Genomic DNA, 24,642 nt, shown 5'->3' with positions numbered 1-24,642 from the left:
ACCCAGGTTCCGCACTGGGCGGAGTGTTGTCTTTCCGTTGCCGGTCGACTTGCTCAAGGGGCTGGTGGACAAGCAGAAATGACCGGGGCCGCAGGGCAGCCCCGGGATTCGATCAGATTGGCGCCCGGCGCAGGGTGGCGAGGAAAGTCGCCGCGCCGATGAACAGCCCGGCAAAGGTACGGTTCAGGCGCTTTTGCTGCTTGGGCGTGCGCAGCAGCCGCAACACGCGCGAAGCCAGCCCGGTGTACCCCGCCATCACCAGCATGTCGACGCTGACCATGGTCACGGTGATCGCGATGTATTGCGGCAGCAACGGCGCGTGAGGGTTGATGAACTGCGGCAGCACGGCCAGCATGAACACCAGTGCCTTGGGGTTGCTGACGTTGACCAGGAAGCCGCGAAATACCAGGCTCAGCGGCTTGCCGATCGGGCGCACGGCGGATTCGTCGGTCATGTCCATGGGCAGGGCGCGCCATTGCTTGTAGGCGAGGTAGACCAGGTAGCCGACGCCGAACCACTTGATGAGCTGGAACGCGGTGGCGGATGCGGCGAGGATGGCGCCGACGCCGGCGGCAATGATGGCGATCTGCATGACCAGGCCCAGTTGCAGGCCCAGGGCGTTCCAGTAACCACGCCAGAAACCGTACTGTAGTCCGCTGGACATCGAGGCAATCGCCCCGGCACCCGGCGACAGGCTGATCACCCAGCAGGCGGCAAAGAAGCCCAGCCACACTTCCATCGACATTTCACACCTCGCTCAACAATTGTTGCAAAACGTTAAGCTAAGGTTCAGGCGAAAAAATAACCAGCAAATTCTGCAGGCAGCTATCGCCTGCACTGGCCCCTGTAGGAGCGGATTCATCCGCGAAGAGGCCAGCCCAGGCGATAGAGACCTTTCAGGAAAGCGCTTCCAGCTCAGCCTGCATGCTCTCCAGCGTTTCCAAAGCCTCCATCCAGGCTTCCTCAAGCTCGCCTTCACGCTGCTTCAACTTGCTCTGCCGTGCCAGCAGATCGCGCAACTCATCCTTGCGCGCCGCCTCGTAAACCCCACCGTCACCCAACGCAGTCTCGATCTCGGCCAGTTGCGCATGCACCTGGTTGAGCTCGGCCTCCAGCTTGTCGGCCGCCTTCTTGTGCGGTGCCAACTGCTGGCGCAAGGCTGCCGCGGCCTGGCGCTGGGCCTTCTTGTCGGTCTTGTCCGGGTTGACCGGGGCACTGCTGGCCGGCGCACTGCGCTGGCGGTACTCGACCAGCCAACGGCTGTAGTCGTCGAGATCGCCATCGAAGGTCTCGACCTTGCCATCTGCCACCAGCAGGAAATCGTCGGTGGTGCTCTTGAGCAGGTGACGGTCGTGGGAAACCACCACCACGGCACCGGCAAACTCCTGCAGGGCCATGGTCAGCGCCAGGCGCATTTCCAGGTCGAGGTGGTTGGTCGGCTCGTCGAGCAGCAGCAGGTTCGGCCGCTCCCAGGCTATCAGCGCCAGGGCCAGGCGGGCCTTCTCACCACCGGAGAAATTCACCACCGGCTCGTCGACGCGGTCGCCGTGGAAGTCGAAGCCACCCAGGAAGTCGCGCAGGGTCTGCTCGCGCTCGGTGGGTGCGATGCGCTGCAGATGCAGAAGCGGGCTGGCCTTGTCGTCCAGCGAGTCGAGCTGGTGCTGGGCGAAGTAGCCGACGGCGAGGTTCTCGCCACGTACCAGGCGCCCCGACAGCGGCTCGAGTTCACCCGCGAGGTTCTTGATCAGGGTGGACTTGCCGGCGCCGTTGGGGCCGAGCAGACCGATGCGTGCACCGGGCACCAGCTGCAGCTTGACCTTGTCGAGGATCGCCTTGTCGCCATAGCCCAGGCGGCCTTCAGACAGGCTCAGCAGCGGGCTGGAGATTTTCTGCGATTCGCGGAAGACGAAGTCGAACGGCGAATCGACATGCGCCGCCGACAGCTCTTCCATGCGCTCCAGGGCCTTGATCCGGCTCTGTGCCTGGCGGGCCTTGGTGGCCTGGGCCTTGAAGCGGGCGATGTACTTCTCCATGTGCGCGCGCTGCGCCTGCTGCTTCTCGTAGGCCTGCTGCTGCTGGGCCAGGCGCTCGGCACGGGTGCGCTCGAAGGCGGTGTAACCACCCTTGTACAGGTTGAGCTTGCGCTGCTCGACATGCAGCACATGGTCGACCACGGCATCGAGGAAATCGCGGTCGTGGGAAATCAGCAACAGCGTGCCCGGGTAACCCTTGAGCCAGTCTTCCAGCCACAGGATCGCGTCGAGATCGAGGTGGTTGGTGGGTTCGTCGAGCAGCAGCAGGTCAGACGGGCACATCAGCGCCTGGGCCAGGTTCAGGCGCATCCGCCAGCCACCGGAGAAGTCACCGACGCGGCGGTCCATCTGCTCGTTGGTGAAGCCCAGGCCCGCCAGCAATTTACGAGCGCGGGCATCGGCGGTGTAGCCGTCGGCAACTTCCAGCTCACTGTGCAGGCGCGCCAGGGCAGTGCCGTCATGGGCCTGCTCGGCAACGGCCAGTTCGGCCTGGACCTTGCGCAGGCGGGCGTCACCGTCGAGCACATAGTCCACGGCCAGGCGGTCGAGGGTATCGACCTCCTGGCGCATGTGGGCAATGCGCCAGTCGCCGGGCAGCTGGCAATCGCCGGCATCGGGCGACAGTTCGCCGCGCAGCAGGGCGAACAGGCTGGATTTTCCGGCGCCGTTGGCGCCGATCAGGCCGGCCTTGTGACCGGCGTGCAGGGTCATCTCGGCGCCTTCTAGCAAGCGCTGCGGACCACGCTGTAAAGTGAGGTTGGATAGTCTGATCATAGTGGTCGCGGAGTCTACCAGCTTCCTCGGCCCGCAGCGTGAGTGGAATCATGTACACCGACCTGTGGAGTCACGCCTTGGCGCTGTATGCCCGCCCGGGAGTCGAAACGGCTTGCCTGAATGTTCAGGCGATGGGGGGCGACGTCTGCCTGCTGCTGTGTGCAACCTGGTTGCAGGCGCGTGCAGTGCCCTGCAGCGAAGAACGCGCTCAGGCCCTGCGTGCGATTGCCGGGCCATGGCAACACGATGTGGTAGCGCCGTTACGTCGCCTGCGCCAGCAATGGCGTTCGCCTGCACAGCACGATGCGCACCTGGCGGCGTTGCGTGAGCAGCTGAAGGGGCTGGAGCTGGAAGCGGAGAAACAGTTGCTGCAAAGGCTGCAAGCCTGTGCGCAACAATGGCCCACAGGCTCGCTAGAGCCCATGGACGATTGGCTTGACCGGCTGGCACCGGCCCAGGCACGCGGCCACGACGCGCTGGTTAGCTTGCGCGTCGTGGCGGCAGCGCTTCAGGAAGCCGAAGACGGCGCCTGAGCTGGAGTGTTGGTGGATGCCGAGGCGGGAGCGGGAGCGGCCGAGTTGGTCGCTGGCGCACTGGCAGCGGGTGCAGCCGGTTTGGCTTCTGCAGGTTTGGCTGCAACGGGTTTTGCCGGGGCCTTCGCTGCAGGTTTGGCTGCGGGCTTGGCCGGTGCTTTGGCTGCCGCTGGTTTGGCGGCGGCTGCGGGTTTGGCGGCCGCTTTGGGTGCTGCTGGCTTGGTGGCCGCTTTGGCTGCTGCAGGTTTGGCTGCCGCAGGCTTGGCTGGAGCCTTGGCGGCAGCAGCTTTAGCGGCTGGCTTGGCAGCAGTGGACTTTGCAGCGACGGGTTTGGCGGCTGGCTTGGCGGACGCGGTTCTGGCCGGCGCTTTGGCTGCTGCAGGCTTGGCGGCCGCTGGCTTGGCTGGAGTTTTGGCAGCAGCAGCTTTGGCAGCCGGTTTGGCGGCAGCGGTTTTGGCTGGGGCCTTGCTGGCAACCGGCTTGGCATTGGCAGCGCGTGCAGGTGCCTTGGCGGCGGCTGCCTTGGCAGCAGCACGGGCTGGAGCCTTGGCAGCGGCTGGTTTGGTCGGGGACTTGGCGACCGCTGGCTTGGCGGTGCTGCGGGCCGGTGCTTTGGCAGCAGCCGGTTTCGCAGTCTTGGCAGCTACTGCACGCTGGTCGAGTGCCTTGCTTGCAGCCTCGCGTACCTTGCCGACACCTTGAGCCAGTTTCAGACTTTCCTGGGCGTCACGCTTGAGGTGTTGAATGTAAGTACGGGTCTGGGTCTGGCGTTCCTTGAGCGAATCGAGCAGTTCTTCAAGTTCGCCAATCACCTTTTGCGCCTTGTTCTGCGCCTTGGCTTTGCCTGCCTTCGCCGCATCCTGCAACTTCAGGCGACCGTTATGCAGTTTTTCCTGAGCTTTGCCGCGCTGCTTTTCCAACTTGGCCAGCAATTTCTCCGCATCAGCCAGCGCTTGCGAGCAGGCCTCTTCCAAGTGTTCGAGCAGGCTGCCCGAAAGTTGCTGGAGCAGGTGTAACGGCGTACTTACTGGCTTCTTTTTAGCCGACATGGTTTACCTCCTGGCTGACGAGATTGCGGCTCATACTATGCTTCTGCTGCTACCGCCGCTAGGGCATGTTGACAGTATTGAGGGTGCCGCGTTGCATGCCTGGGCAAAGTTGTTATCTTGCAGCTCCGTGCAAGTGTAGTTGCTTAACAAAACGTTGCTGATATTTACACATGTTGAGGCAACAACGCTGGCATACTTCCTTGCTCATCGAGCTGGAGTTACCCATGCCGCGTTATCTTGCTTTTGGCCTGTGCCTGATGGCGCCATTCGCCCTCGCCGCCAACGATACCGCCCCTGTCACCGATCATGATCTGGCCTACAGCCTCGGCGCCAGCCTGGGGGAGCGCCTGCGTCAGGAAATGCCCGGCCTGCAACTGGATGCGCTGGTAGAAGGCCTGCGCCAGTCCTATCAGGGCCAGCCTTTGAAACTCGACAAGGCACGGATGGAGACCATCCTCCAGCAGCATGAGGAACAGGCCGGTGCCGCCGCCGAACAAGCCGAGGTGACCAAACTCCAGGCCGTGGAAACACGCTTCATGGCCAACGAACGGGCTCGTGCCGGTGTGCACGAACTACCCGAAGGCGTGCTGTACAGTGAACTGAAAGCGGGTAATGGTGCGCAACCCTCAGCCGGCGGCAAGGTGCAGGTGCGCTATGTCGGCAGGCTGCCGGATGGTTCGGTGTTCGACCAGAACCAGCAGCCGCAGTGGTTCAGCCTGGACTCGGTGATCGACGGCTGGCAGGTGGCCCTGCCACACATGAAAGCCGGTTCGACCTGGCGCCTGGTGATCCCCTCGGCACGGGCTTACGGTGCCGAGGGCGCAGGTGACCTGATCGCGCCCTACACCCCGCTGGTATTCGAAATCGAGTTGCTGGCGGTCGGCGACTGACGCCGACTTTCAGGCTTCGACCGCACCCTCTTCCTTGTGCGCGTTATGCAGCACTTCGATCAGGCAGTCTTCCAGCTCGAAGCGTTCGTGCAACAGGCTGCCCAACTTGCCGAGCTTCTCGGCGAAGCGCGCCGTGTCCTTGCACTCACCCTTCTCGCAATGATCGTTGAAGGCCAGTGCGATCTGGGTAATGTCGTTGATTCGCGGGTTGATCTCTTCGGCCAGTTTCAGCGCCTTCTCATCCCCGAACGCCTTGGCCTCGGTGACCAGCTGCTCACTCACTTCGAAGTGCCAGGCTGACACATAGTCGACCAGCACCGCGCAGAAGTCGCGGTTCTTTTCTTTGTCGGCAAACGCCGGCTTGGCGACCCGCAAGGTACGGAACGCCTGGACCAGCTCCTCTCGCTCCGCGAGCCAACGGTCGATCAGCTTGTGAACCCCGCCCCAGCGTTCCTGGGCGTTCTGACAACTATCGAGCATGGCGATCTCTTCCCTTCTGGGTAGATGCCGCTGCACCTCGCACCACGACCGTGCAGCACAAAGGTGACATCAGCAGGACGGCATCGAGCAGTTGTGTTTTAGGTATGCGTGCTGGGAGATTATTCCCGCGCGTGCTTGGCATCAAGGTACGCAGCGGACAAAGTTCATACAAGTGTTTAATACCCCGATACGCCACCATTGGTCCGCTATTGGCCACCGGCATGCGCCAGGTCAAGGATTGCCAAGTGAGCGGAAACGATACGCCAGCAGGCAGCTCAAGGGCAGCGCCGCCAGCAGCAGAAACGCCAGCAGGCTCCATTCCGGCAGGGTCAGGTCGAGGAAGCTCCAGGTCAGCGAGCGGCAATCGGGACCGCCGAGCAGCAGTTGCCGCACAGCGTCTCGCCAGGACAGCTCGAACATGCGCCCGAGCGGCAACGGGCACAGGTGGCTTGCATCACCTGCCCCCTGCAACCACACATGCCGCGCCGCGAGCAACGCGCCGCTGGCCGCGCTCAGCATTGCCGTTCGTGCATAAAGCCGAACCCCGGTAATACCGGGTGCATGCAGCGCCGCGCTAAGACAGACCAGCGCATAGACCCCCAACAACAGCCGCTGGCTGAAGCACAGCGGGCAAGGCACCAGCCCAAGGACACTTTCGAGATAAAACGAAGCGCCCAGCACTGCCAGCGAAGCAAGGCATGCCGGAATGAAAAGCGTGCGCAGACTGGCCATCGGCATGGGAAGAAAGGTCCCGGGAAAGTTGAAGTGGCTTGGAACGGTAGAGGAAAGGCCGGGCTTGTTTCAAGGCACTACTGGAGTGACAAGTCGCTGTATTGGAAGGGAAGAGTCCATACAAGCTGTAGGAAAATTCCTAAGAAGAAGTTGCAGATCCAACTTGTAACGCAGAACAGGTCACCCGACCCATGAGCCCGCGCCGTTGCGCGGGCTCATGGAGGGCTCAGGCGCGTACAGCTTCTGGCAACGGCAAGGCCAGAAGGCGCTCATCAAGCAGGCCAAGGCCTTCCTCGAACAGCTGATTGCTGCGTTCGGTTTCGCCCAGGCTGGCGAGCAGGCGCGCAAGCTCGGCGCAGGCTTCCGGATTACGCTCCATCCGCAGGCTGCTTTCGAGATAGTCGCGCGCCTTGCCCCACAGGCGGTTCTGCAGGCTCAGGCGGCCCAGGGTGAGCAGCAGGCTCGGATCGTCCGGGTGGGCCTTCAGCCAGCCTTCGGCGGCCTGTAGCTGACGCGCCGGGTCATCACCCCGTACCAGGCCATACAGGCGCGCCAGATGGCTTTCGTACTCGCGCTTGAGTGCGGTGCGCAGCACCTGCTCGGCTTCGCCCTGGGCACCCACCTGGCGTAGCTGTTCGGCATAGGCCAATACCAGTTGCGGCTCTTGGCGCTGGGCCGCAGTCAACTGCTGCCAGGCGCGCTCAAGGGCCTGACGGGCGCTCTGCGGATCCTCACCTCGGGTGCTCGCCAGGCCAAGGTTTTGGCCCCAGGCGCGTTTCTCCAGCGCGGCCAGCTCATCGGCCGGCAACACCTTGCTCTTGCGCAGGTCCGGCAGCAGGCGGATCAGCGCCGACCAGTCGCCCCGCTCCAGATGCAGGCGTTGCAACAGGCGCAGGACCTGGGTGTTATGCGGGTGACGCTCCTGCATGGCGAGCAGGGTCTCCAGCGCAGCATCTCGCTCGCCGCGGTCCATCTGCAGTTGCGCATGGGTCAGGGCAATCGCCAGCTCAGCCTGGGGCTGGCGCTCCAGCGCACGCTCCAGCAGGTTGTCGCTGTCCTCCTTGCGCCCCAGTTCGTTGGCGGCGCGGGCGGCACCGAGGTAATACAGCAACGGCTGGCGCTCTGCCTCGGCAGCACGATGCAGATGGCGCTGGGCACTGGCCCAGCGGCCCTCGGCCAAGTCCAGTTGGCCCTGTTCGATGGCGATCCGCACGCGCCGGCTGCGGTTACGCCGCGACCATGGATTGACCACGCCAGTGGAAGTCAATACCAGGCTGACCAGATAACGCAGCAGCAACAGCAAGACGACCACCGCAGCCAATGCCGCGAGCGCCGCCCACAATCCGGACTGGTAACGGAAACCGCCGTAGGCGATCAGCACGTAACCACTGTGCTTGGCCACCGCGATGCCCAGCGCTGCGGCGACCACGATCGCCAGTACGGCCAGCAAGTAGACCCGCTTCATGGCTTGCCCCCTTCAGCCTCGGCTGGCAGATGGCGGCGTTGAATGTACGCCTGCACCGCCGCCAGGCTTTCGCTCAGGTCCGGGGTCACTACCGAGACGGGCTGCTCAGCCAAGGCGTTGAGGCTGTCGAGCATCGCCTTGCTTTGCGGGTTGTCGGCATTGAAGTTGGCCAGCAGTACGCTACGAGCATCATCCAGTGCCTGGTTATAGACCTTGGCCTCGCCATTGAGCGCAGCCCACTGCGCCTGCTCGATGGTCAGGCTCAGGGCCAGGCGCAACTGGTTCAGCTGCTGGCCAGCCAGCAACGGCCGCACATTGTCGTCGGCGTTGAAGTCGATCTGGAAGTACTTGGAGATTTCTGCCCACCACTGCGACAGGCGGCTGGCCCCATCACCGTCGGCCGTCAGCGCACCGAGCGCATCGGCGTTGCTGGCAAATTCAGGAGACTGGGCGCTGAGCTGCTGCACCAGCTCGCGCTGGGCGGCGAGTTTGAGGAACAGACCGGTGCGGTCCGGCTGCTGGGTACTGTTGAGCGTGGCCAGGCTGCGCGCCAATTGCTCGCGGGCGGCAAAAGCGCCAGGGTCGCTCTGTTCACGGAGGATTTCGTCGGCCCCTTCGACCAGGGCCTTGGCGCTGGTGATGTCCTGCAGCGCCGACAAGCGCAGGGTAGCCAGGCGCAGCAGGTGCTCGGCCTCGGCCAGGCGCCACTCCTTGCGGCTTTCGCCGAGTACGGTTTCCAGACGCTGGCTCAGACGCTGCTGGTCGCCTTGCAATTGCGCCACCAGGCGGCGACGGTCTTCCAGCTCACTGGCGGCCGGCAGGCTGGCCAGTTGTGCACTGATCTGCTGCTCACGCTGCTGCAGTGCCGCGGCGCGCTGGTTGAGGGCTTCAAGGTGCTGACCCTGACTCACCTCACTGCCCTGCAGCTGCCGCACCTGCCAGACACCCCAACCCCCGACTGCGACCCCGGCCGCACCCAGCAACAGCGCCAGCACGGCCAGACCACTGCCAGAGCGCTTTACAGGCTTGTCGGTGACGGGTTGCGCCGACGCTTGCGCCGACGGCTGATCATTGTTGGGCAAGACAGTTTCGCTCACGTATCCATCCTTTGCATGGGGGCACCTCGCGCTAGTGCGAAGCGCCTTGAGAGGCAGGTACAGCACTGCGCTGCACGGCTGCCAGCAAGGCCGTGGCACTCGCGCCACGGCAATCCACAACCTGTTGGGCCCCGGCGGCCCGGGCCTGCTCAGCGACCCGCGGGCTGGGCACGAACAAGGGCAGCCTGGCTACCTGCGGCCAGTCGGCGCCAGCCATCTGCTGCAAATGTTCAAGACCCTGCCCACTGCTGACCACCAGGCCATTGAGGCGTTCCGCTTCTATGCGGCGCATCAGCGTGCCCGCCGGGTACGCCGGCAGGCAGCGACGATACAGTTCCAGATATTCGACACTAGCACCTTGCTCTGCAAGACGCTCGGCCAGCAGTTCGCGACCTCCGACACCACGAACGATCAGCACGCGCGCCTCGGGCGCCGCAATAGCCTGGCGCAGGCCCGGGAGTGCGAGCAAGGCCTCGCTGTCGTCGCCTTGCTTGGGGAATGTCACTTGAAGGCCTGCGCACTGCAACACTGCTGCCGTCGCTTCACCCACGGTAAACCAGCCTGCGGGGGGTGCTTGCAGTCCAGCGTCCTGCAGTTGCCCAAGCAGCAGCCGGGCCGCCGGCTTGCTGACCACGATGAACGCCTGGTACTGCGCCAGCCCGGCCAGCTGCCGACGCTGCTCGTCAGCCAGAGCGACGGGCTCGATGGCCAGCAACGGCAGGCAGCTGCTGGCCACACCGGCATCAGCCAGGCTCTGCGCCAGCGCCGCGCAGTCCTCTTCAGGGCGGGTCAGCAGCAGGCGCCAGGGGCTCACGGATGCCCGGCCTCGCCGTAAACTTCCTTGAGAATGGCTTCGGCACCCTGGCCCAGCAGGGCCTCGGCGACTTGCACGCCCAAGGCCTCGGCAGCCGCTCGCGGCGCACGGGCATCCGCCACCAGCAGGGTACCGCCACTTGGCTGGCCCACCAGGCCGCGCAGCCACAACTGATCGCCTTCGAGCACCGCATAGCAGGCGATCGGCACCTGACAGCCACCGTTGAGGCGCTTGTTCAAGGCACGCTCGGCGACCACGCGGTCGGCGGTATCGGCATGGTGCAGTGGCGCCAGCAGGGCATGGATCTCGGTGTCGGCGCTGCGGCACTCGATGCCTACCGCGCCCTGGCCACCGGCTGGCAGGCTGTCGTCGACGCTGATGGTATCGGTGATACGGTCCTCGAAGCCCAGGCGGATCAGGCCTGCTGCCGCGAGGATGATGGCGTCGTATTCGCCGGCGTCGAGCTTGGCCAGGCGCGTGTTGACGTTGCCGCGCAGGAAGTGGATTTTCAGGTCTGGCCGACGGGCCAGCAGCTGGGCCTGGCGGCGCAGGCTGGAGGTGCCGACGATGCTGCCGGCCGGCAGGGCGTCGAGGCTGGCGAAGGTAATGGAGACGAATGCATCACGCGGGTCTTCACGCTCGCAGATGCAGAACAGGCCCAGGCCATCAGGGAAGTCCATGGGCACATCCTTCATCGAATGCACGGCGATGTCGGCTTCGTTGTCCAGCAGCGCTGTTTCCAGTTCTTTGACGAACAGCCCCTTGCCGCCGATTTTCGCCAGCGGTGCATCAAGCAACTTGTCACCGCGGCTGACCATGGGCACCAAGGTCACCCGCAGACCGGGGTGCGCCTGCTCAAGGCGGGCTTTGACGTATTCGGCCTGCCACAAGGCCAAGGCACTTTTACGGGTGGCAATGCGGATTTCGCGAGTGGACATGAAACGCCCCGATCCAGAGAAATGCCGCTGATGATAACAGCATCACCGGCATCGCTAGCAGATGTGGGTCAGCGTCAGCGCCGTTCGCGGCCAAAGCCGCTGCTACAGGCGGCGCCATACCTGTGGACCGGCTTTGGCCGCGAACAAGGGCGCAGCCGTTGCCGTGCAGGCTCAGCCCTAGAGTGTCTGCATCATCTTGCGCACGCCCGCCACATGCCGGCGGCTGACAGTCAGGGCGTCCCCGTCAAGGCCCTTGAGGAACAGCTGGAAATGCCCCAATGGCGTGCGTTGCAGGCGTTCGATGCGTTCGCGGGCGACCAGCGCATTGCGGTGGATACGCACGAAGCGCTCGCCGAATTCATCCTCCAACGCCTTGAGCGGCTCGTCGAGCAGCACCTCACCGGCTTCGTGGCGCAAGGTCACGTACTTGTGGTCAGCGATGAAATAGATCACCTGGGGCAATGGAATCAGCTCGATACCTTTGCGCGTACGCGCACTGATATGGCTGCGCGGGCCTCCGCCTTCGCTGCCCGGCCGGGTCAACGCCGCCAGCTGGGCACGGTTGGGCTTCTCGGCCTTGCGCAAGGCATCGCGCAGGGCCTGAGGCTGGATTGGCTTGGTCACATGGCTGAGGGTGCTGTCCTTGAACGCCTCGGCACCGTATTCATCGTCACCGGTACAGAACACCACGGACGGTGGCGCCTCGCGTTCACACAGGCGCGCAGCGACCTGCAAGCCATCCAGGCCTGGCATGCCGATGTCCAGCAAGACCACATCCGGCTTGAGGCTTTCGATCAGTGTCAGGGCCTCCTCGCCGTTGGTGGCGCTGGGCTCCAGCACGGTGTAACCCTCCAGTTCAGCGAATAGCCGTGTGAGGCGTTCACGGGCTTGGGGTTCGTCATCAACGATCAGGACATTCATAATTGCTCTGGATTCCTGAGTGAGTCTCGCACAGGTATAGCGTAGACAAGAGCAGGTCGAGCGACGCTGCGGTCACGCTCTAGACCGATACGAAGGCCAAAGATTCACTGAGCCAGCAGAATAGCTGCCAGTCCTCTGTCCAACTGTAGACGGTCCGTGGAACACTGCCGTTCAATCGGTGAATATCGTCATCGCCCACCTTTACCGATATTTGCCACCGGTTTCTGTCGACCGATGTCCTGCGGTGTCGGGCCCAACCCTGCTATTATCGGCGCCACTTTTTCGTTCACGCCTGCATAGAGTGAATCCATGAGCACCGACAAGACCAATCAGTCCTGGGGCGGCCGCTTCAGTGAGCCCGTCGACGCCTTCGTCGCCCGTTTCACCGCCTCGGTCGACTTCGACAAGCGCCTGTACCGCCACGACATCATGGGTTCGATCGCCCACGCCACCATGCTGGCACAGGTCGGCGTTCTCAGCGATGCCGAGCGCGACACCATCATCGATGGCCTGAAAACCATCCAGGGCGAAATCGAGGCAGGCAACTTCGACTGGCGTGTCGACCTCGAAGACGTGCACATGAACATCGAAGCACGCCTGACCGACCGTATCGGCATCACCGGCAAGAAGCTGCATACCGGTCGTAGCCGCAACGACCAGGTGGCCACCGACATCCGCCTGTGGCTGCGTGACGAGATCGACCTGATCCTCGCCGAGATCACCCGCCTGCAGCAGGGACTGCTGGAGCAGGCCGAGCGTGAAGCCGAAACCATCATGCCTGGCTTCACCCACCTGCAGACTGCCCAGCCGGTCACCTTCGGTCACCACCTGCTGGCCTGGTTCGAAATGCTCAGCCGCGACTACGAACGCCTGGTCGACTGCCGCAAGCGCGCCAACCGCATGCCGCTGGGCAGTGCCGCACTGGCCGGCACCACCTACCCTATCGACCGTGAGCTGACCTGCAAGCTGCTGGGTTTCGAAGCCGTGGCCGGCAACTCGCTGGACGGCGTCTCGGACCGTGACTTCGCCATCGAATTCTGTGCCGCCGCCAGCGTTGCGATGATGCACCTGTCGCGCTTCTCCGAAGAGCTGGTGCTGTGGACCAGCGCCCAGTTCCAGTTCATCGACCTGCCTGATCGCTTCTGCACCGGCAGCTCGATCATGCCGCAGAAGAAGAACCCGGACGTACCGGAGCTGGTGCGCGGCAAGAGTGGCCGTGTATTCGGCGCCCTGACCGGCCTGCTGACCCTGATGAAAGGCCAGCCGCTGGCCTACAACAAGGACAACCAGGAGGACAAAGAGCCGCTGTTCGACGCTGCCGACACCCTGCGCGACTCGCTGCGCGCCTTCGCCGACATGATCCCGGCGATCAAGCCCAAGCACGCCATCATGCGCGAAGCGGCTCTGCGCGGCTTCTCCACCGCGACCGACTTGGCCGACTATCTGGTCCGCCGCGGCCTGCCGTTCCGTGATTGCCACGAGATCGTCGGCCACGCTGTGAAGTATGGCGTCGACACCGGCAAGGACCTGGCCGAGATGAGCCTGGACGAACTGCGCCAGTTCAGCGACCAGATCGAGCAGGACGTATTTGCCGTGCTGACCCTCGAAGGGTCGGTAAATGCCCGCAACCACATCGGCGGCACCGCGCCAGCCCAGGTGCGTGCTGCCGTGGCTCGCGGCAAGGCCCTGCTGGCTTCGCGTTAAATAGAGTATGGGGCTGCCCTGCAGCCCCAGCCTTCAGCGCTTGCCGCTGCGAATCATCTCCATGAAGGCCGGCATCGAGGCCTCCTTGTCCGCCACGATCCGCGCCATGTGCGGGTTCTCGCCCAGCAGTTGCAGCAACGCCTTCGCCTGCGGGAAGTCCGCCAGGAAGTCGATGCCCAGCACTTTCTTGCCCACCGCGCACGCCAGGTCCACCGAGAAGAAGAACATCAGGTCGGCCAGGGTCAGCTGCTCACCGGCCACATAAGGCGCGAAACGGCCATTGCGCTTGAGCGTGGCAAACCCCGCCAGCAAGTCGGCACGCGCGCGCTCCTTGATCAGCGGCTCCACCGGCATGCCGAAGAACGACTCGGCGTAGCAGGTACGCGCCGGCAACTCGATGTACAGTTCGATTTCCTTCACCAGTTCGCGCACCTTGGCCTGGCCGAACGGGTCGCTGGGCAGCAGCGCCTTGCCACCTTGGGTCTGCTCGATATAGTCGAGGATTACGCTGGTTTCGCTGAGCAGGCCGTGTTCGGTTTCCAGCACCGGCACCTTGCCCCGCGGGCTGACTGCCAGCGCATGCGGCGCCTGCCCGCCATAGAAGGTGACTTCCTCGAAAGGCAGGCCTTTCTCCAGCAGGGCCAGCTTGACCATGTTGTAGTAGTTGCTGACCGAGAATCCGTAAAGCTTGAGCATCGGGTTACAGCCTCCAGGCCGTGTGGGGATGGCCCGGCTCTTATAAACCGTCCGCGCAAGCCTGACCAGCGTCATGCGCCCTGTCGATGACCAGGCATTGCCAACGCAGGCGTGGCAAACTGTGCATCCCACCCCAGGAGTAGCGCCATGAGCGAACACGACGAAATCGACAATGACGACGAAGCCTTCGCCGAAGCGACGCTGACCGAAGCCATCGAGAACCAGATCGAAAGCGGCGAGCCGCCAGCGGCCAAGGCCACTTTCAACAAGCTGACCCTGGTCGGCTATGAGCGCGAAGACATCCTCAACCTCATGGCCCACGTTCTGGCCTTTGAAATCGACAACATGCTCCAGGAAGACCGCGCATTCAACGGCGAGTGGTATGAGACCGCCCTGCGTGCCCTGCCCGAGCTGCCACCGGAGATGGGTCAAAGCGACGACGAATAACCCGACTACACTCTTGGATCAGGCACCGCTGGCGGTGCCGCCATCCTTGTCTGGAAGTCAGGAGTCGCCATGTCCTTTACCCCCGAACTGATCGCCGAACTGGAAGTGCTCGCCCTGTTCAACCTGGACAGCAACCAGGAAGGCATCAAGATTCACGCCAATGCCTCCCCCGCCCTGGTCGCTGCGGCCAAGCGCCTGCATGCCAAGCAACTGACCGATCAACCCGATGGCGGTTACCTGACCAGCCTGGGGCATGATGCGGTGGAGAGCGTGCAACTGTTGCTGAATGTCCTCAAAGCCCCACAGCCCGCCTGAACCTGCACCGGCCCTGTGGGAGCGGGTTTACCCGCGAAGCAAGCACCGCGGTGCATGGCAAGGGCTGCGCCCTTGTTCGCGAGTGAACTCGCTCCTACACAGACTGCGCCGAGATGCGATAGAAAAATGGCGCCAAAAATCCATATTCCGCTTATCCGACTGCTCCACTCAGGCTAAACTCGCCACAGCTTTCCTGGCCCGCCCTGAGTGTGCAATGAACCACCCCCACGAAATCCGCCCTGACCTGGACGAAGGCATCGACCGCAAGGTGCTGGCGACATTGCGTGCGCGCTTTCTGCACATCAACCAGTGCCGGCTCGAACGCGCAATGGAGGGCCTGTCGAGCCGCCAGCAGCTGGTTCTGACGCTGCTGCCGCTGCTGTTCCACGTCAACCACCCGCTGCTGCCCGGTTACGTATCCGGCGCCACACCGGCCGGGGTAGCGGGGTTCGAGCCAGATGCCGAGCAGGTTGCCGATGCCCAGCGCCTGGCTCGCTCGTTCGCCTACAAAACCCGTCATGGCAACCCGCCACGCCCGATCCACGGCCTGTTCCTGATGGGCAGTCTCGGTACGCTGGCCCAGGCCGAGCAGAGCGACATGGACCTGTGGGTTTGCCATGCCCCTGGCCTGAGCGAGGCCGAGCGCGAGGAGCTGCGCCGCAAGTGCCAGCAGCTGGAGGCCTGGGCGGCCAGCCAGGGTGCCGAGGCGCACTTCTTCCTGATCGACCCGCAAAACTTCTCCCAGGGCCAGCGCGACAGCCAGCTGAGCTCCGACGACTGCGGCACCACGCAACATTTCCTGCTGCTCGACGAGTTCTATCGCACGGCCATCTGGCTGGCCGGGCGCACGCCGCTGTGGTGGCTGGTGCCGGTCTATGAAGAGCACAACTATCAGGCCTATACCGAGACCCTGCTGTCCAAGCGCTTCATCCGCAATCAGGACGCCCTGGACCTCGGCAACCTCGCCCATATTCCGCCGGGCGAGTACCTCGGCGCCGGGCTTTGGCAGTTGTTCAAGGGCATCGATTCACCCTACAAGTCACTGCTCAAGCTGCTGCTGACCGAAGTTTATGCCAGCGAGCACCCCACCGTGCGCTGCCTGTGCCTGGACTACAAGCAGGCGGTGTTCGCCAATCATCTGAACCTCGACGAACTCGACCCCTATGTGATGGTGTACCGGCGCATCGAGCGCTATCTGCAGCAACGCGGTGAAACCGCTCGGCTCGAGCTGGTCAGGCGCAGCCTTTACCTCAAGGTCAACAAGAAGCTGAGTGGCCTGGACCGCAGCCGTAACAACGGCTGGCAGCGCCAACTGTTGCAGCGCCTTACCGATGAGTGGGGCTGGGACGAGCGCCAGCTGGTCATGCTCGACAGCCGCAGCCAATGGAAGGTGCGCCAGGTCGCCCTCGAACGCCGTGAGCTGGTGGCGGAGCTCAACCATAGCTATCGTTTTCTCGGCCAGTTCGCGCAAAACCAGGGTGCCACCAGCCGCGCCGACCAGCGTGACCTGAATATCCTGGGCCGGCGCCTGTACGCCGCCTTCGAGCGCCGCGCCGGCAAGATCGAAGTGATCAACCCGGGCATTGCCCCGGACATTGCCGAAGATACCTTGACGCTGGTCCAGTCACCGAACCGCAAGGAGCCTGGCAGTCATCACTGGGGCCTGTACAACGGCAATCTGGGCGTATACGAATGGGAGCATTTCAGCCCGATCAAGCGCTGCCGTGAATTGCTCGAGCTGCTGACCTGGGCCCACCGCAATGGCGTCATCGACAACAGCACACGCCTGGCGCTGCACCCCGGCGACAGCGACCTCAGCGAATTCGAGCTGTTCAACCTGCTGGGCAGCCTGCAGCAGCGTATTGCGCTGCCGCTGGCCAGCGTCAGCGAAGAACGCCTGCTGCAGCCAAGCGTGGCGGACGAGATCCTGCTGCTGGTCAACGTCGGCGTCGATCCGCTGCGCCATCACCGCGACCTGAACATCCTGATGACCACCGAGCGCACCGACTCGCTGAGCTATGCCGGTGTGCGCGAGAACCTGGTGCTGACCCTCGACCAGGTCACGCTCAACAGCTGGAACGAAGTGCTGGTACAGCGCTACGACGGTGATCACGCGCTACTGCGCTGCCTGCGAGACTTCCTCAACAGCCTTGGCCAGCGCAGCCACCGCCCGCAGGTGCGGGTGCGCTGTTTCTGCCACAACCGCGCCCAGGCCATCGCTCAGCGGGTCGAGGAGATCTTCGACACGGTGCAATTGTTGCTCGACCAGGGCCTGAATCACCGCTACCTGCTGCAAGTGGCGCAGTACACCCACGTGCTTGAGCTGGTGCCCGGCCAAGTCAGCTTGGCGACCCTGGCGGGGCATGATGCCGTGCTCGATCACCTGGGCGAAGTGCGCAGCCGCTACAGCCCGTTGCACCTGGATGGCAATGCGCTGCAGGACTGCGACCTGCCGCTGCTACTGGAACAGGGTCGGCGCAATTGCATTCAGGTGTTCTACCGCCTGCTCGATGGCTGGGCCGACCTGTACGTGCTGGACGAGTACAACGCCCTGTGGCAACAGCGCCTGCCATTGTTTGACGAAAGCCACCTGCTGCTGCCGTTACAGCGTTTCCTGCGTTCGGTGGTGGTGCGCCACGATGCCCGCCTCCCGCTCGACCCTCTGCAACAGGCATCACTGGCTATCTACTATGCCCAGCTGTTGCCCTCTGGCCCAGGCAAGGCGCGCAGCATCGAGCCACGTCCGGCGCCCAGCGCCGGCGTTGACCACCCTTATTACGAGGTTCAGGCCATTCTGCAGGCCGGTGCGGGGGATGAACGGCATGTAACGCTGTATTGCGACCAGCAGGAGTTTTCCGAGCTGGAGCATGGTGACCAACTTTATGAAGTGGTCGCCCGGCAGATCCTTGGCCAGCGGCGTAGTGCCGGGCACTACCGCTGCTACATCACCGACCTGGACCTGTCCGAGCTGCTCGAGGATGAGCAGGGGTCGACCTGCCTGTACCTACGCTACAAGCGTGAGCTGGAGCAGGCGCTGAATGACGGATTGGCGAAGTTGCAGGCTACTCTGGAGCCTTAGGGTCGCAAAGCGACCCCAAGGATCTCAGAGGTCGAAATCGCCAGCCGCTTCAGGCTGGTATTCGACTTCCAGCAACTTCAGTTTCAGGGTCTTGCCCCCCGGCGCCGGCCAGTCGATCTGCTCGCCCACCGACAAGCCCAGCAGCGCACAACCAATCGGCGCGAGAATAGAAACCGTGCCTTCTCCACCGGCATCTTTCGGGTACACCAGGGTCAGATGATAGTCCTTGCCACTGGCTTGCTCACGGCAATGCACCCGCGAGTTCATGGTCACCACGCCGGCGGGCACTTCCTCATGGCCGACCACCTGAGCGGCACGGTCCAGCTCCTCCTGCAAGGCGAGCACACCCGGCGTATTTTCGTCGAGGCTGTCGATCAGGCGCTCGAGACGTTGTACGTCCAATCGGGTGAGGATGAGGGAAGGCTTGGTGCTCATGATCCAGTCAGACTCCTTTGAACAGGCGGTTTGCTGCGGGCAGATAAAGCAAAACCCCGCCCAAGGGCGGGGTTTGTGAATGCTTTGGCGTCACCGACGCAAAACCCGACACTACCACAGCCGGGCAAATACTCAAGCCCGTGCGCGCAGGGCCTCGGCTTCGCGGCAGATCTGCCGGCGCCGCTCGTCGTCAGCCGAGCGCCATTCGCGAATGTGCTCGACATGACGGTGGCAGCCGGTGCACACCCGCTGCTCATCCAGCCGGCAGACGCTGATGCAGGGCGACGGCACTGCCGGGCTGACGTTGCTGTACAGCGGCTTGGGTGGCCGCGCCTGGCTGGTCATGTCAGATCTCGTCGAAGTCCAGCTTCTCGCCGGCCCGCTCCCAGACGATACGCTCGAGCATTTCGTTCAGCAGCTCTTCGCTCTTCTCGCACACCCACTTGCCGCTTTCTTCGTCGTAGTCGAAGTGGAAGCCGCCGGAACGGTCGGCCAGCCACAGCTGGCGCAGCGGCTCCTGGCGACTGAAGATCAGCTGGGCGCCGCCTTCGAACTTGACGGTCAGCACGCCGCCAGAATTTTCCATGTCCAGGTCCAGGCCGCTCTCGTCGAACAGGTCTTCCAGGGCCTGTTGGGTCGCGTCGACCAGATCATGGAAACGCGCTTCGCTCAAACTCATTGCAGGAACCTCGAATTGGCTGCTTTACGGGCAAGCCGGCAAGATACGGGCGCCGGGCCATGAATGCAAAGGTTTAGCCGTGCTCGGCACCGGCCCCTTACCGGCGGCGAAGGTCCCTAAGCATAGCCCGCCCGACGGACCGGCTCTTGCATAGGCAATCCGCCGGTCGCTCGGTATACTCGGGCGCAATACTGCATATTTCAAAGGATTTCACCCATGAAGCGCCTGATTTCCTCGCTCGCGGCGCTGGTCGCGGTTGCCTGCCTCGTTTCGGCCTGCGGTCAGAAGGGCCCTCTGTACCTGCCAGAAGACGGCAAGGACGGCAAAGGCCCGAAAAAGTCGCACCAGCACCAGCATGCTCCAGCGGTCCAGCCGCAGGAAGAGCAGCCAATCCAGCCCGAGCAGACGCCAGAGCAGTAAGGAATTCAGATGAACGCTTTCAACTACCGCGACGGTGAACTGTTCGCGGAGGGCGTGGCCCTGTCGGCCATCGCCGAACGCTTCGGCACCCCGACCTACGTGTACTCGCGCGCCCACATCGAAGCCCAGTACCGCAGCTACACCGATGCCCTGCAAGGCACCGATCACCTGGTCTGCTTCGCCGTCAAGGCCAACTCCAACCTTGGCGTGCTGAACGTCCTGGCGCGCCTGGGGGCGGGTTTCGACATCGTTTCCGGCGGTGAACTCGAGCGCGTGCTGGCCGCTGGCGGGCGCGCCGATCGCGTGGTGTTCTCCGGCGTCGGCAAGACCCGCGAAGACATGCGCCGCGCCCTGGAAGTCGGCGTGCACTGCTTCAACGTCGAGTCCACCGACGAACTCGAACGCCTGCAAGTGGTAGCCGCCGAGATGGGCAAGGTTGCCCCGATCTCGCTGCGCGTGAACCCGGACGTCGATGCCGGCACTCACCCGTACATTTCCACCGGCCTCAAGGAAAACAAGTTCGGCATCGCCATCGCCGACGCCGAAGCCATCTACGTGCGTGCCGCGCAGCTGCCCAACCTGGACGTGGTGGGTGTCGACTGCCACATCGGCTCGCAGCTGACCACCGTCGACCCGTTCCTCGATGCCCTCGACCGCCTGCTGGCCCTGGTCGACCGCCTGGCCGAATGTGGCATCCACCTGCGCCACCTGGACCTGGGCGGCGGCGTTGGCGTGCGCTATCGCGACGAAGAGCCGCCGCTGGTGGCCGACTACATCAAGGCCATCCGTGAACGCGTGGGCACCCGTGACCTGGCCCTGGTGTTCGAGCCAGGCCGCTACATCGTGGCCAACGCCGGTGCCCTGCTGACCCGCGTGGAATACCTCAAGCATACCGAACACAAGGACTTCGCCATCATCGACGCGGCGATGAACGACCTGATCCGCCCGGCCCTGTACCAGGCCTGGATGGGCGTCAGCGCGGTCACCCCGCGTGCCGGCGAAGGCCGTGCCTATGACCTGGTCGGCCCGATCTGCGAAACCGGCGACTTCCTCGCCAAGGACCGCGTGCTGAACTTGGCCGAAGGTGACCTGCTGGCCGTACAGTCGGCGGGCGCCTATGGTTTCGTCATGAGCTCGAACTACAACACCCGTGGCCGTTGTGCGGAAATCCTGGTCGACGGCGACCAGGCTTTCGAAGTCCGCCGCCGCGAGACCATCGCCGAACTGTACGCTGGCGAAAGCCTGCTGCCGGAGTGAGCCCATGCTGCTGCGCTTTACCAAGATGCATGGGCTGGGCAACGACTTCATGGTCCTCGACCTGGTCAGCCAGCACGCGCACATCCAGCCCAAGCACGCCAAGCAATGGGGTGACCGTCACACCGGCATCGGCTTCGACCAGCTGCTGATCGTCGAGGCGCCGAGCAACCCGGAAGTGGACTTCCGCTACCGGATCTTCAACGCCGACGGCTCCGAGGTCGAGCAGTGCGGCAACGGCGCGCGCTGCTTCGCCCGCTTCGTGCTGGACAAGCGTTTGACCGCGAAGAAGCGCATCCGCGTGGAAACCAAGGGCGGCATCATCGAGCTGGACGTGCAGAACGACGGCCAGGTGTGTGTCGACATGGGCCCGCCGCGCTTCGTCCCGGCAGACATCCCGTTCATTGCCGATGAACAGGCAGTGAACTACCCGCTGGAAGTAGACGGCCAGCTGTATTCGATTGCCGCCGTGTCCATGGGCAACCCGCATGCCGTGCTGCGCGTCGATGACGTGCACACCGCGCCGGTCCATGAGCTGGGCCCGAAAATCGAAAACCACCCGCGCTTCCCGCAGCGGGTGAATGCCGGCTTCCTCCAGGTCATCGACCGCCATCGCGCCAACCTGCGGGTCTGGGAGCGTGGTGCCGGCGAGACCCAGGCCTGTGGCACCGGCGCCTGCGCCGCAGCCGTGGCCGCCATCAGCCAGGGCTGGATGGACTCTCCGGTGTCCCTCGACCTGCCAGGTGGCCGTCTGAACATCGAATGGGCCGGCCCTGGCAAGCCCGTGTTGATGACAGGCCCAGCCGTGCGCGTCTTCGAAGGACAGGTTCGTCTCTAAGCGAGTAACCGCCATGACCGATCAGCCAGTACCCCAGCAGTCCGATGAGCTCGATGCCGACGCGGTGGTCGCCTACCTGCGCGCCCACCCTACATTCTTCGCCGAGCACGACGAGTTGTTGATCGAACAACGCATCCCCCACCAGCGCGGTGACAGCGTGTCGCTGGTGGAACGCCAGCTCAAGCTGCTGCGCGACCGCAACATCGAGATGCGCCATCGCCTGTCGCAACTGATGGACGTGGCCCGGGACAACGACCGGCTGTTCGACAAGACCCGTCGGCTGATCCTCGACCTGCTCGACGCCGGCAGCCTGGAAGAAGTGGTAATGGCCGTCGAAGACAGCCTGCGCCAGGAATTCCAGGTGCCTTTCGTCAGCCTGATCCTGTTTGGCGACAACGCGGCGCCCGTTGGCCGTTGGGTCAGCAATGCCGAAGCCCAGCAGGCCATCGGTGGTCTGCTCGGCGGTGGCAAGACGGTCAGCGGCAACCTGCGCGAGCACGAGCTGGCCTTCCTGTTCGGCAAGGAGCAGCAGCAGGAAGTCGGCTCCAGTGCTGTTGCCGCCCTCGAATATCAAGGGTTGCATGGCGTGCTGGCGATCGGCAGCCGCGACCCGCAGCACTACAAGAGCAGCGTCGGCACCTTGTTCCTTGGCTACATCGCCGAAGTACTGGGCCGCGTGGTGCCGCGCGTGACCCATACCCTGCGTCCGGTGCGCTGATGGAACGCCAGCTGGAGGCTTATTGCGCACACCTGCGCAACGAGCGCCAGGTGTCGGAACACACCCTGCTGGCTTATCGCCGCGACCTCGACAAGGTCATCGAATATTGCAACAGCCAGGGCATCGCCGGTTGGGGCGCCCTGCAGATTCAGCAGCTGCGCCAGCTTATCGCCCGCTTGCACCATCACGGCCAGTCCTCGCGCAGCCTGGCACGATTGCTGTCGGCGGTGCGCGGCCTCTACCGCTACCTCAATCGCGAAGGCCTGTGCCAGCACGACCCGGCCAACGGCCTGAGTGCGCCCAAGGGCGAACGCCGGCTGCCCAAGGTGCTGGACACCGACCGAGCCCTGCAGCTGCTCGATGGCGGCGTCGATGACGACTTTATCGCCCGCCGTGACCAGGCCATCCTCGAATTGTTCTATTCCTCCGGCCTGCGCCTGTCCGAACTGAACAACCTTGACCTCGAACAGCTCGACCTGGCTGCCGGCCTGGTGCAGGTACTCGGCAAGGGCAGCAAGACCCGCGTACTACCGGTTGGGCGCAAGGCACGCGAGGCGTTGCAGGCCTGGTTCAAGCTGCGTGGCATCGGCGCGCCGCGTGACAGCGCCGTGTTCATCACCCGCCAGGGCAATCGCATGAGCCCACGCGCCATCCAACTGCGGGTCAAGGCTGCCGGCGAGCGCGAGCTAGGCCAGCACCTGCACCCGCACATGCTTCGCCACTCCTTCGCCAGCCACGTGCTGGAATCGTCCCAGGACCTGCGTGCGGTGCAGGAAATGCTCGGCCACGCCGACATCAGCACCACGCAGATCTACACCCACCTGGACTTCCAGCACCTGGCCGCGGTGTACGACAGCGCCCACCCTCGGGCCAAACGCAGCAAAGGCACAGACTCATGAGCATCAAGCTGATCACCTTCGACCTCGACGACACGCTGTGGGACACCGCGCCCGTGATTGCCAGCGCCGAGGTCGTGCTGCGCGACTGGCTCGAAGCCAACGCACCAGTCCTCGGCGGCGTGCCGGTGGAGCACTTGTTCGCCATTCGCGAACGCCTGGTGCAAGCCGAGCCGGGCCTCAAGCACCGCATCAGCGCCCTGCGCCGACGGGTGTTGTTCCACGCCCTGGAGGACGTCGGCTACAGCGAGAAGCAGGCGCAGGAACTGGCCAACGAGGGCTTTGAAGTTTTCCTCCATGCCCGCCACCAGGTCGAAGTGTTCCCCGAGGTACAGCCGGTACTGGAAGTCCTGCGCCGTCACTACACCTTGGGCGTGGTCACCAACGGCAACGCCGACATACGCCGACTGGGGCTGGCGGATTACTTCCGCTTTGCCCTGTGCGCGGAGGATCTGGGCATCGGCAAGCCGGACCCGGCACCGTTCTTGGAGGCCCTCAAGCGTGGCGAATCCGAGGCCAGTGCAGCGGTGCATATAGGCGATCACCCAGGCGACGACATCGCCGGCGCCCAGCGCGCCGGTTTGCGCGCGGTGTGGTTCAATCCGCAGGGCAAGGCCTGGGCGGGTGACAGGGCGCCGGATGCGGAGATTCAGCGGCTGTCCCAACTGCCTGACGTCCTGGCGCGCTGGCGCTGACAAACAGGCACAAAAAAGCCCGCAGCGACGGCGGGCTCTTTTGCATTCAGCCACTCAGATAGGGCGGCTGCCGTACTTGTTGTCCGGCTTCTTGGGCGGGTCGGCGACCACGTTGGCCTCGACTTCCTGCACCTTGCCACCGCGCGAAAGGAACTCTTCCATCGCTTTGGCCAGGGCATCACGCTCCTTCTGCTTGGCTTCCATGCTCGGCATCTCGTCTACCGAGACAGCGGCCTTGGATTTGCCCTTGGAAGTCGGTGCCGGGCTGCTGTCGTCATCGCCAGCATCTTCCACGCCATCGTCAGCCGCCGCTTCGAGGCCTTCATCAGCCTCGTCTTCGTCGCCTACTTCGAGGTCATCATTTTCCAGATCGTCGTCGCTCATGTTCTACCTCATGACTTGCGAAAAGCAGGTTAGTTATAGACCGGTGCAGCCGTAGACCGGCAGCCACCAGTGAAAATTCAACTGGCCGTGGGTTAGGCCACTGCCCTTGGGTCGGCGCTCCTGATGGGAGGCGGCACCCAGCAGGCCCTACTCCTGGCAAGACCTGACAAATCCTTGAACCCTGCTGGCCACACGCTATTGGCAAGCCTAGCAAAGGCTGGAGAAGCGTGGGGACTACTCGCCCAACACTCTTTGGCGCGCATTCTAGCGCGCTCGTGGAAAAAGCAAAGCACCATAAATGCCCGAAGACTTGTAAGTTTTTGGCCTACGTCGCGAACGTGAGTGATAAACCGTTT

Annotated in this window: 27 protein-coding genes; 12 read left to right on the top strand and 15 right to left on the bottom strand. The window is 63.9% G+C overall.

Annotated features, from left to right (window positions below; translation table 11 throughout):
• Positions 1-112: 112 nt before the first annotated feature.
• Together ACQKPS_RS05695 and ACQKPS_RS05690 are read right to left on the bottom strand one after the other, a co-directional pair.
• On the bottom strand, positions 113-745 hold the full coding sequence (locus ACQKPS_RS05695) for a LysE family transporter (RefSeq protein ID WP_427603111.1): 633 nt from the start codon (positions 743-745) through the stop codon (positions 113-115).
• Positions 746-896: 151 nt separating this feature from the next.
• Positions 897-2,807, bottom strand: coding sequence for an ATP-binding cassette domain-containing protein (locus ACQKPS_RS05690; protein WP_283723582.1), 1,911 nt, complete (start codon positions 2,805-2,807; stop codon positions 897-899).
• A 50-nt stretch (positions 2,808-2,857) separates the two neighbouring features.
• Between ACQKPS_RS05690 and ACQKPS_RS05685 the strand changes: the two genes are divergently transcribed.
• Complete coding sequence (locus ACQKPS_RS05685) at positions 2,858-3,340, top strand: TIGR02444 family protein (RefSeq protein ID WP_254482248.1); 483 nt, start codon at positions 2,858-2,860, stop codon at positions 3,338-3,340.
• Here the strand turns inward: ACQKPS_RS05685 and ACQKPS_RS05680 are convergent.
• The gene (locus ACQKPS_RS05680) at positions 3,316-4,389 is read right to left on the bottom strand and encodes an AlgP family protein (RefSeq protein WP_427603108.1); all 1,074 of its coding nucleotides are present in this window, start codon (positions 4,387-4,389) and stop codon (positions 3,316-3,318) included. The genes ACQKPS_RS05685 and ACQKPS_RS05680 overlap by 25 nt on opposite strands.
• A 224-nt stretch (positions 4,390-4,613) precedes the next feature.
• On the opposite strand from ACQKPS_RS05680, the gene ACQKPS_RS05675 reads away from it, so the two are divergent.
• Positions 4,614-5,279 (top strand): FKBP-type peptidyl-prolyl cis-trans isomerase, encoded by a 666-nt coding sequence (locus ACQKPS_RS05675; RefSeq protein ID WP_254482250.1) that lies wholly within the window; start codon positions 4,614-4,616, stop codon positions 5,277-5,279.
• A 9-nt stretch (positions 5,280-5,288) separates the two neighbouring features.
• On the opposite strand, the gene rsd is transcribed toward ACQKPS_RS05675, so the two are convergent.
• The 7 genes from rsd to ACQKPS_RS05640 all read right to left on the bottom strand — a co-directional run bounded on the left by rsd (position 5,289) and on the right by ACQKPS_RS05640 (position 11,726).
• Positions 5,289-5,759, bottom strand: coding sequence for a sigma D regulator (gene rsd / locus ACQKPS_RS05670; RefSeq protein WP_427603106.1), 471 nt, complete (start codon positions 5,757-5,759; stop codon positions 5,289-5,291).
• 231 nt (positions 5,760-5,990) lie between these two features.
• On the bottom strand, positions 5,991-6,497 hold the full coding sequence (locus ACQKPS_RS05665) for a disulfide bond formation protein B (RefSeq protein WP_313200930.1): 507 nt from the start codon (positions 6,495-6,497) through the stop codon (positions 5,991-5,993).
• 220 nt (positions 6,498-6,717) lie between these two features.
• A complete protein-coding gene (locus tag ACQKPS_RS05660; RefSeq protein WP_254482253.1) occupies positions 6,718-7,956 on the bottom strand; it encodes a heme biosynthesis HemY N-terminal domain-containing protein in 1,239 nt (412 codons plus the stop codon).
• The gene (locus ACQKPS_RS05655) at positions 7,953-9,053 is read right to left on the bottom strand and encodes a uroporphyrinogen-III C-methyltransferase (protein ID WP_313200931.1); all 1,101 of its coding nucleotides are present in this window, start codon (positions 9,051-9,053) and stop codon (positions 7,953-7,955) included. Before ACQKPS_RS05655 ends, ACQKPS_RS05660 begins: the two co-directional genes overlap by 4 nt.
• Positions 9,054-9,084: 31 nt before the next feature.
• The gene (locus ACQKPS_RS05650) at positions 9,085-9,867 is read right to left on the bottom strand and encodes a uroporphyrinogen-III synthase (RefSeq protein ID WP_427603103.1); all 783 of its coding nucleotides are present in this window, start codon (positions 9,865-9,867) and stop codon (positions 9,085-9,087) included.
• Positions 9,864-10,805 (bottom strand): hydroxymethylbilane synthase, encoded by a 942-nt coding sequence (gene hemC, locus ACQKPS_RS05645; protein WP_427603101.1) that lies wholly within the window; start codon positions 10,803-10,805, stop codon positions 9,864-9,866. Before hemC ends, ACQKPS_RS05650 begins: the two co-directional genes overlap by 4 nt.
• A 177-nt stretch (positions 10,806-10,982) precedes the next feature.
• Positions 10,983-11,726, bottom strand: a complete 744-nt coding sequence (locus ACQKPS_RS05640) for a LytR/AlgR family response regulator transcription factor (protein ID WP_152959095.1) — start codon at positions 11,724-11,726, stop codon at positions 10,983-10,985.
• 309 nt (positions 11,727-12,035) lie between these two features.
• On the opposite strand from ACQKPS_RS05640, the gene argH reads away from it, so the two are divergent.
• Positions 12,036-13,430 (top strand): argininosuccinate lyase, encoded by a 1,395-nt coding sequence (gene argH / locus ACQKPS_RS05635; RefSeq protein WP_254482257.1) that lies wholly within the window; start codon positions 12,036-12,038, stop codon positions 13,428-13,430.
• Between the two features lie 33 nt (positions 13,431-13,463).
• Here the strand turns inward: argH and ACQKPS_RS05630 are convergent, their stop codons facing one another.
• On the bottom strand, positions 13,464-14,126 hold the full coding sequence (locus ACQKPS_RS05630; RefSeq protein ID WP_427603098.1) for a glutathione S-transferase: 663 nt from the start codon (positions 14,124-14,126) through the stop codon (positions 13,464-13,466).
• A 147-nt stretch (positions 14,127-14,273) separates the two neighbouring features.
• Between ACQKPS_RS05630 and ACQKPS_RS05625 the strand changes: the two genes are divergently transcribed.
• From ACQKPS_RS05625 to ACQKPS_RS05615, 3 genes are all read left to right on the top strand, one after another.
• Positions 14,274-14,573, top strand: coding sequence for a hypothetical protein (locus ACQKPS_RS05625; RefSeq protein ID WP_099813889.1), 300 nt, complete (start codon positions 14,274-14,276; stop codon positions 14,571-14,573).
• A gap of 69 nt (positions 14,574-14,642) precedes the next feature.
• Complete coding sequence (locus tag ACQKPS_RS05620; protein WP_283723576.1) at positions 14,643-14,888, top strand: TIGR02647 family protein; 246 nt, start codon at positions 14,643-14,645, stop codon at positions 14,886-14,888.
• A 214-nt stretch (positions 14,889-15,102) separates the two neighbouring features.
• Complete coding sequence (locus ACQKPS_RS05615; protein ID WP_427603096.1) at positions 15,103-17,967, top strand: class I adenylate cyclase; 2,865 nt, start codon at positions 15,103-15,105, stop codon at positions 17,965-17,967.
• Positions 17,968-17,991: 24 nt separating this feature from the next.
• Here the strand turns inward: ACQKPS_RS05615 and rnk are convergent, their stop codons facing one another.
• The 3 genes from rnk to cyaY all read right to left on the bottom strand — a co-directional run bounded on the left by rnk (position 17,992) and on the right by cyaY (position 19,081).
• The gene (rnk, locus tag ACQKPS_RS05610; RefSeq protein ID WP_176509185.1) at positions 17,992-18,402 is read right to left on the bottom strand and encodes a nucleoside diphosphate kinase regulator; all 411 of its coding nucleotides are present in this window, start codon (positions 18,400-18,402) and stop codon (positions 17,992-17,994) included.
• Between the two features lie 132 nt (positions 18,403-18,534).
• Complete coding sequence (locus ACQKPS_RS05605) at positions 18,535-18,747, bottom strand: DUF1289 domain-containing protein (RefSeq protein ID WP_054886457.1); 213 nt, start codon at positions 18,745-18,747, stop codon at positions 18,535-18,537.
• Position 18,748: 1 nt separating this feature from the next.
• Positions 18,749-19,081: an iron donor protein CyaY gene (gene cyaY, locus ACQKPS_RS05600; RefSeq protein ID WP_054886458.1), complete on the bottom strand. Its 333-nt coding sequence runs from the start codon at positions 19,079-19,081 to the stop codon at positions 18,749-18,751.
• Positions 19,082-19,297: 216 nt separating this feature from the next.
• Here cyaY and lptM point away from each other — a divergent pair, with 216 nt between their 5' ends.
• From lptM to ACQKPS_RS05570, 6 genes are read left to right on the top strand one after another with little or no spacing between them, the layout of a single operon-like run.
• On the top strand, positions 19,298-19,501 hold the full coding sequence (lptM, locus tag ACQKPS_RS05595) for an LPS translocon maturation chaperone LptM (protein ID WP_054886459.1): 204 nt from the start codon (positions 19,298-19,300) through the stop codon (positions 19,499-19,501).
• A 9-nt stretch (positions 19,502-19,510) separates the two neighbouring features.
• Complete coding sequence (lysA, locus tag ACQKPS_RS05590) at positions 19,511-20,758, top strand: diaminopimelate decarboxylase (RefSeq protein WP_152959088.1); 1,248 nt, start codon at positions 19,511-19,513, stop codon at positions 20,756-20,758.
• 4 nt (positions 20,759-20,762) lie between these two features.
• The gene (dapF, locus tag ACQKPS_RS05585) at positions 20,763-21,593 is read left to right on the top strand and encodes a diaminopimelate epimerase (protein WP_254482261.1); all 831 of its coding nucleotides are present in this window, start codon (positions 20,763-20,765) and stop codon (positions 21,591-21,593) included.
• A gap of 13 nt (positions 21,594-21,606) precedes the next feature.
• Positions 21,607-22,311 carry a DUF484 family protein gene (locus ACQKPS_RS05580; RefSeq protein WP_283723573.1) on the top strand — a complete coding sequence of 235 codons (705 nt, stop codon included), beginning with the start codon at positions 21,607-21,609 and terminating at the stop codon, positions 22,309-22,311.
• Positions 22,311-23,210, top strand: a complete 900-nt coding sequence (xerC, locus tag ACQKPS_RS05575) for a tyrosine recombinase XerC (protein ID WP_099813893.1) — start codon at positions 22,311-22,313, stop codon at positions 23,208-23,210. The genes ACQKPS_RS05580 and xerC overlap by 1 nt, the downstream gene beginning before the upstream one ends.
• Complete coding sequence (locus ACQKPS_RS05570; RefSeq protein ID WP_254482263.1) at positions 23,207-23,902, top strand: HAD family hydrolase; 696 nt, start codon at positions 23,207-23,209, stop codon at positions 23,900-23,902. The genes xerC and ACQKPS_RS05570 overlap by 4 nt, the downstream gene beginning before the upstream one ends.
• A 54-nt stretch (positions 23,903-23,956) precedes the next feature.
• Here ACQKPS_RS05570 and sutA read toward each other — a convergent pair whose 3' ends face one another.
• The gene (gene sutA / locus ACQKPS_RS05565) at positions 23,957-24,286 is read right to left on the bottom strand and encodes a transcriptional regulator SutA (RefSeq protein ID WP_254482264.1); all 330 of its coding nucleotides are present in this window, start codon (positions 24,284-24,286) and stop codon (positions 23,957-23,959) included.
• Positions 24,287-24,642: the final 356 nt, after the last annotated feature.

The organism is Pseudomonas sp. NPDC086566 (genome assembly GCF_050280885.1).
GTDB classification, from domain to species: domain Bacteria; phylum Pseudomonadota; class Gammaproteobacteria; order Pseudomonadales; family Pseudomonadaceae; genus Aquipseudomonas; species Aquipseudomonas vlassakiae.
Note: the sequence above shows the minus strand (reverse complement) of the source record. Positions and strands in the feature narration are given on the sequence as shown.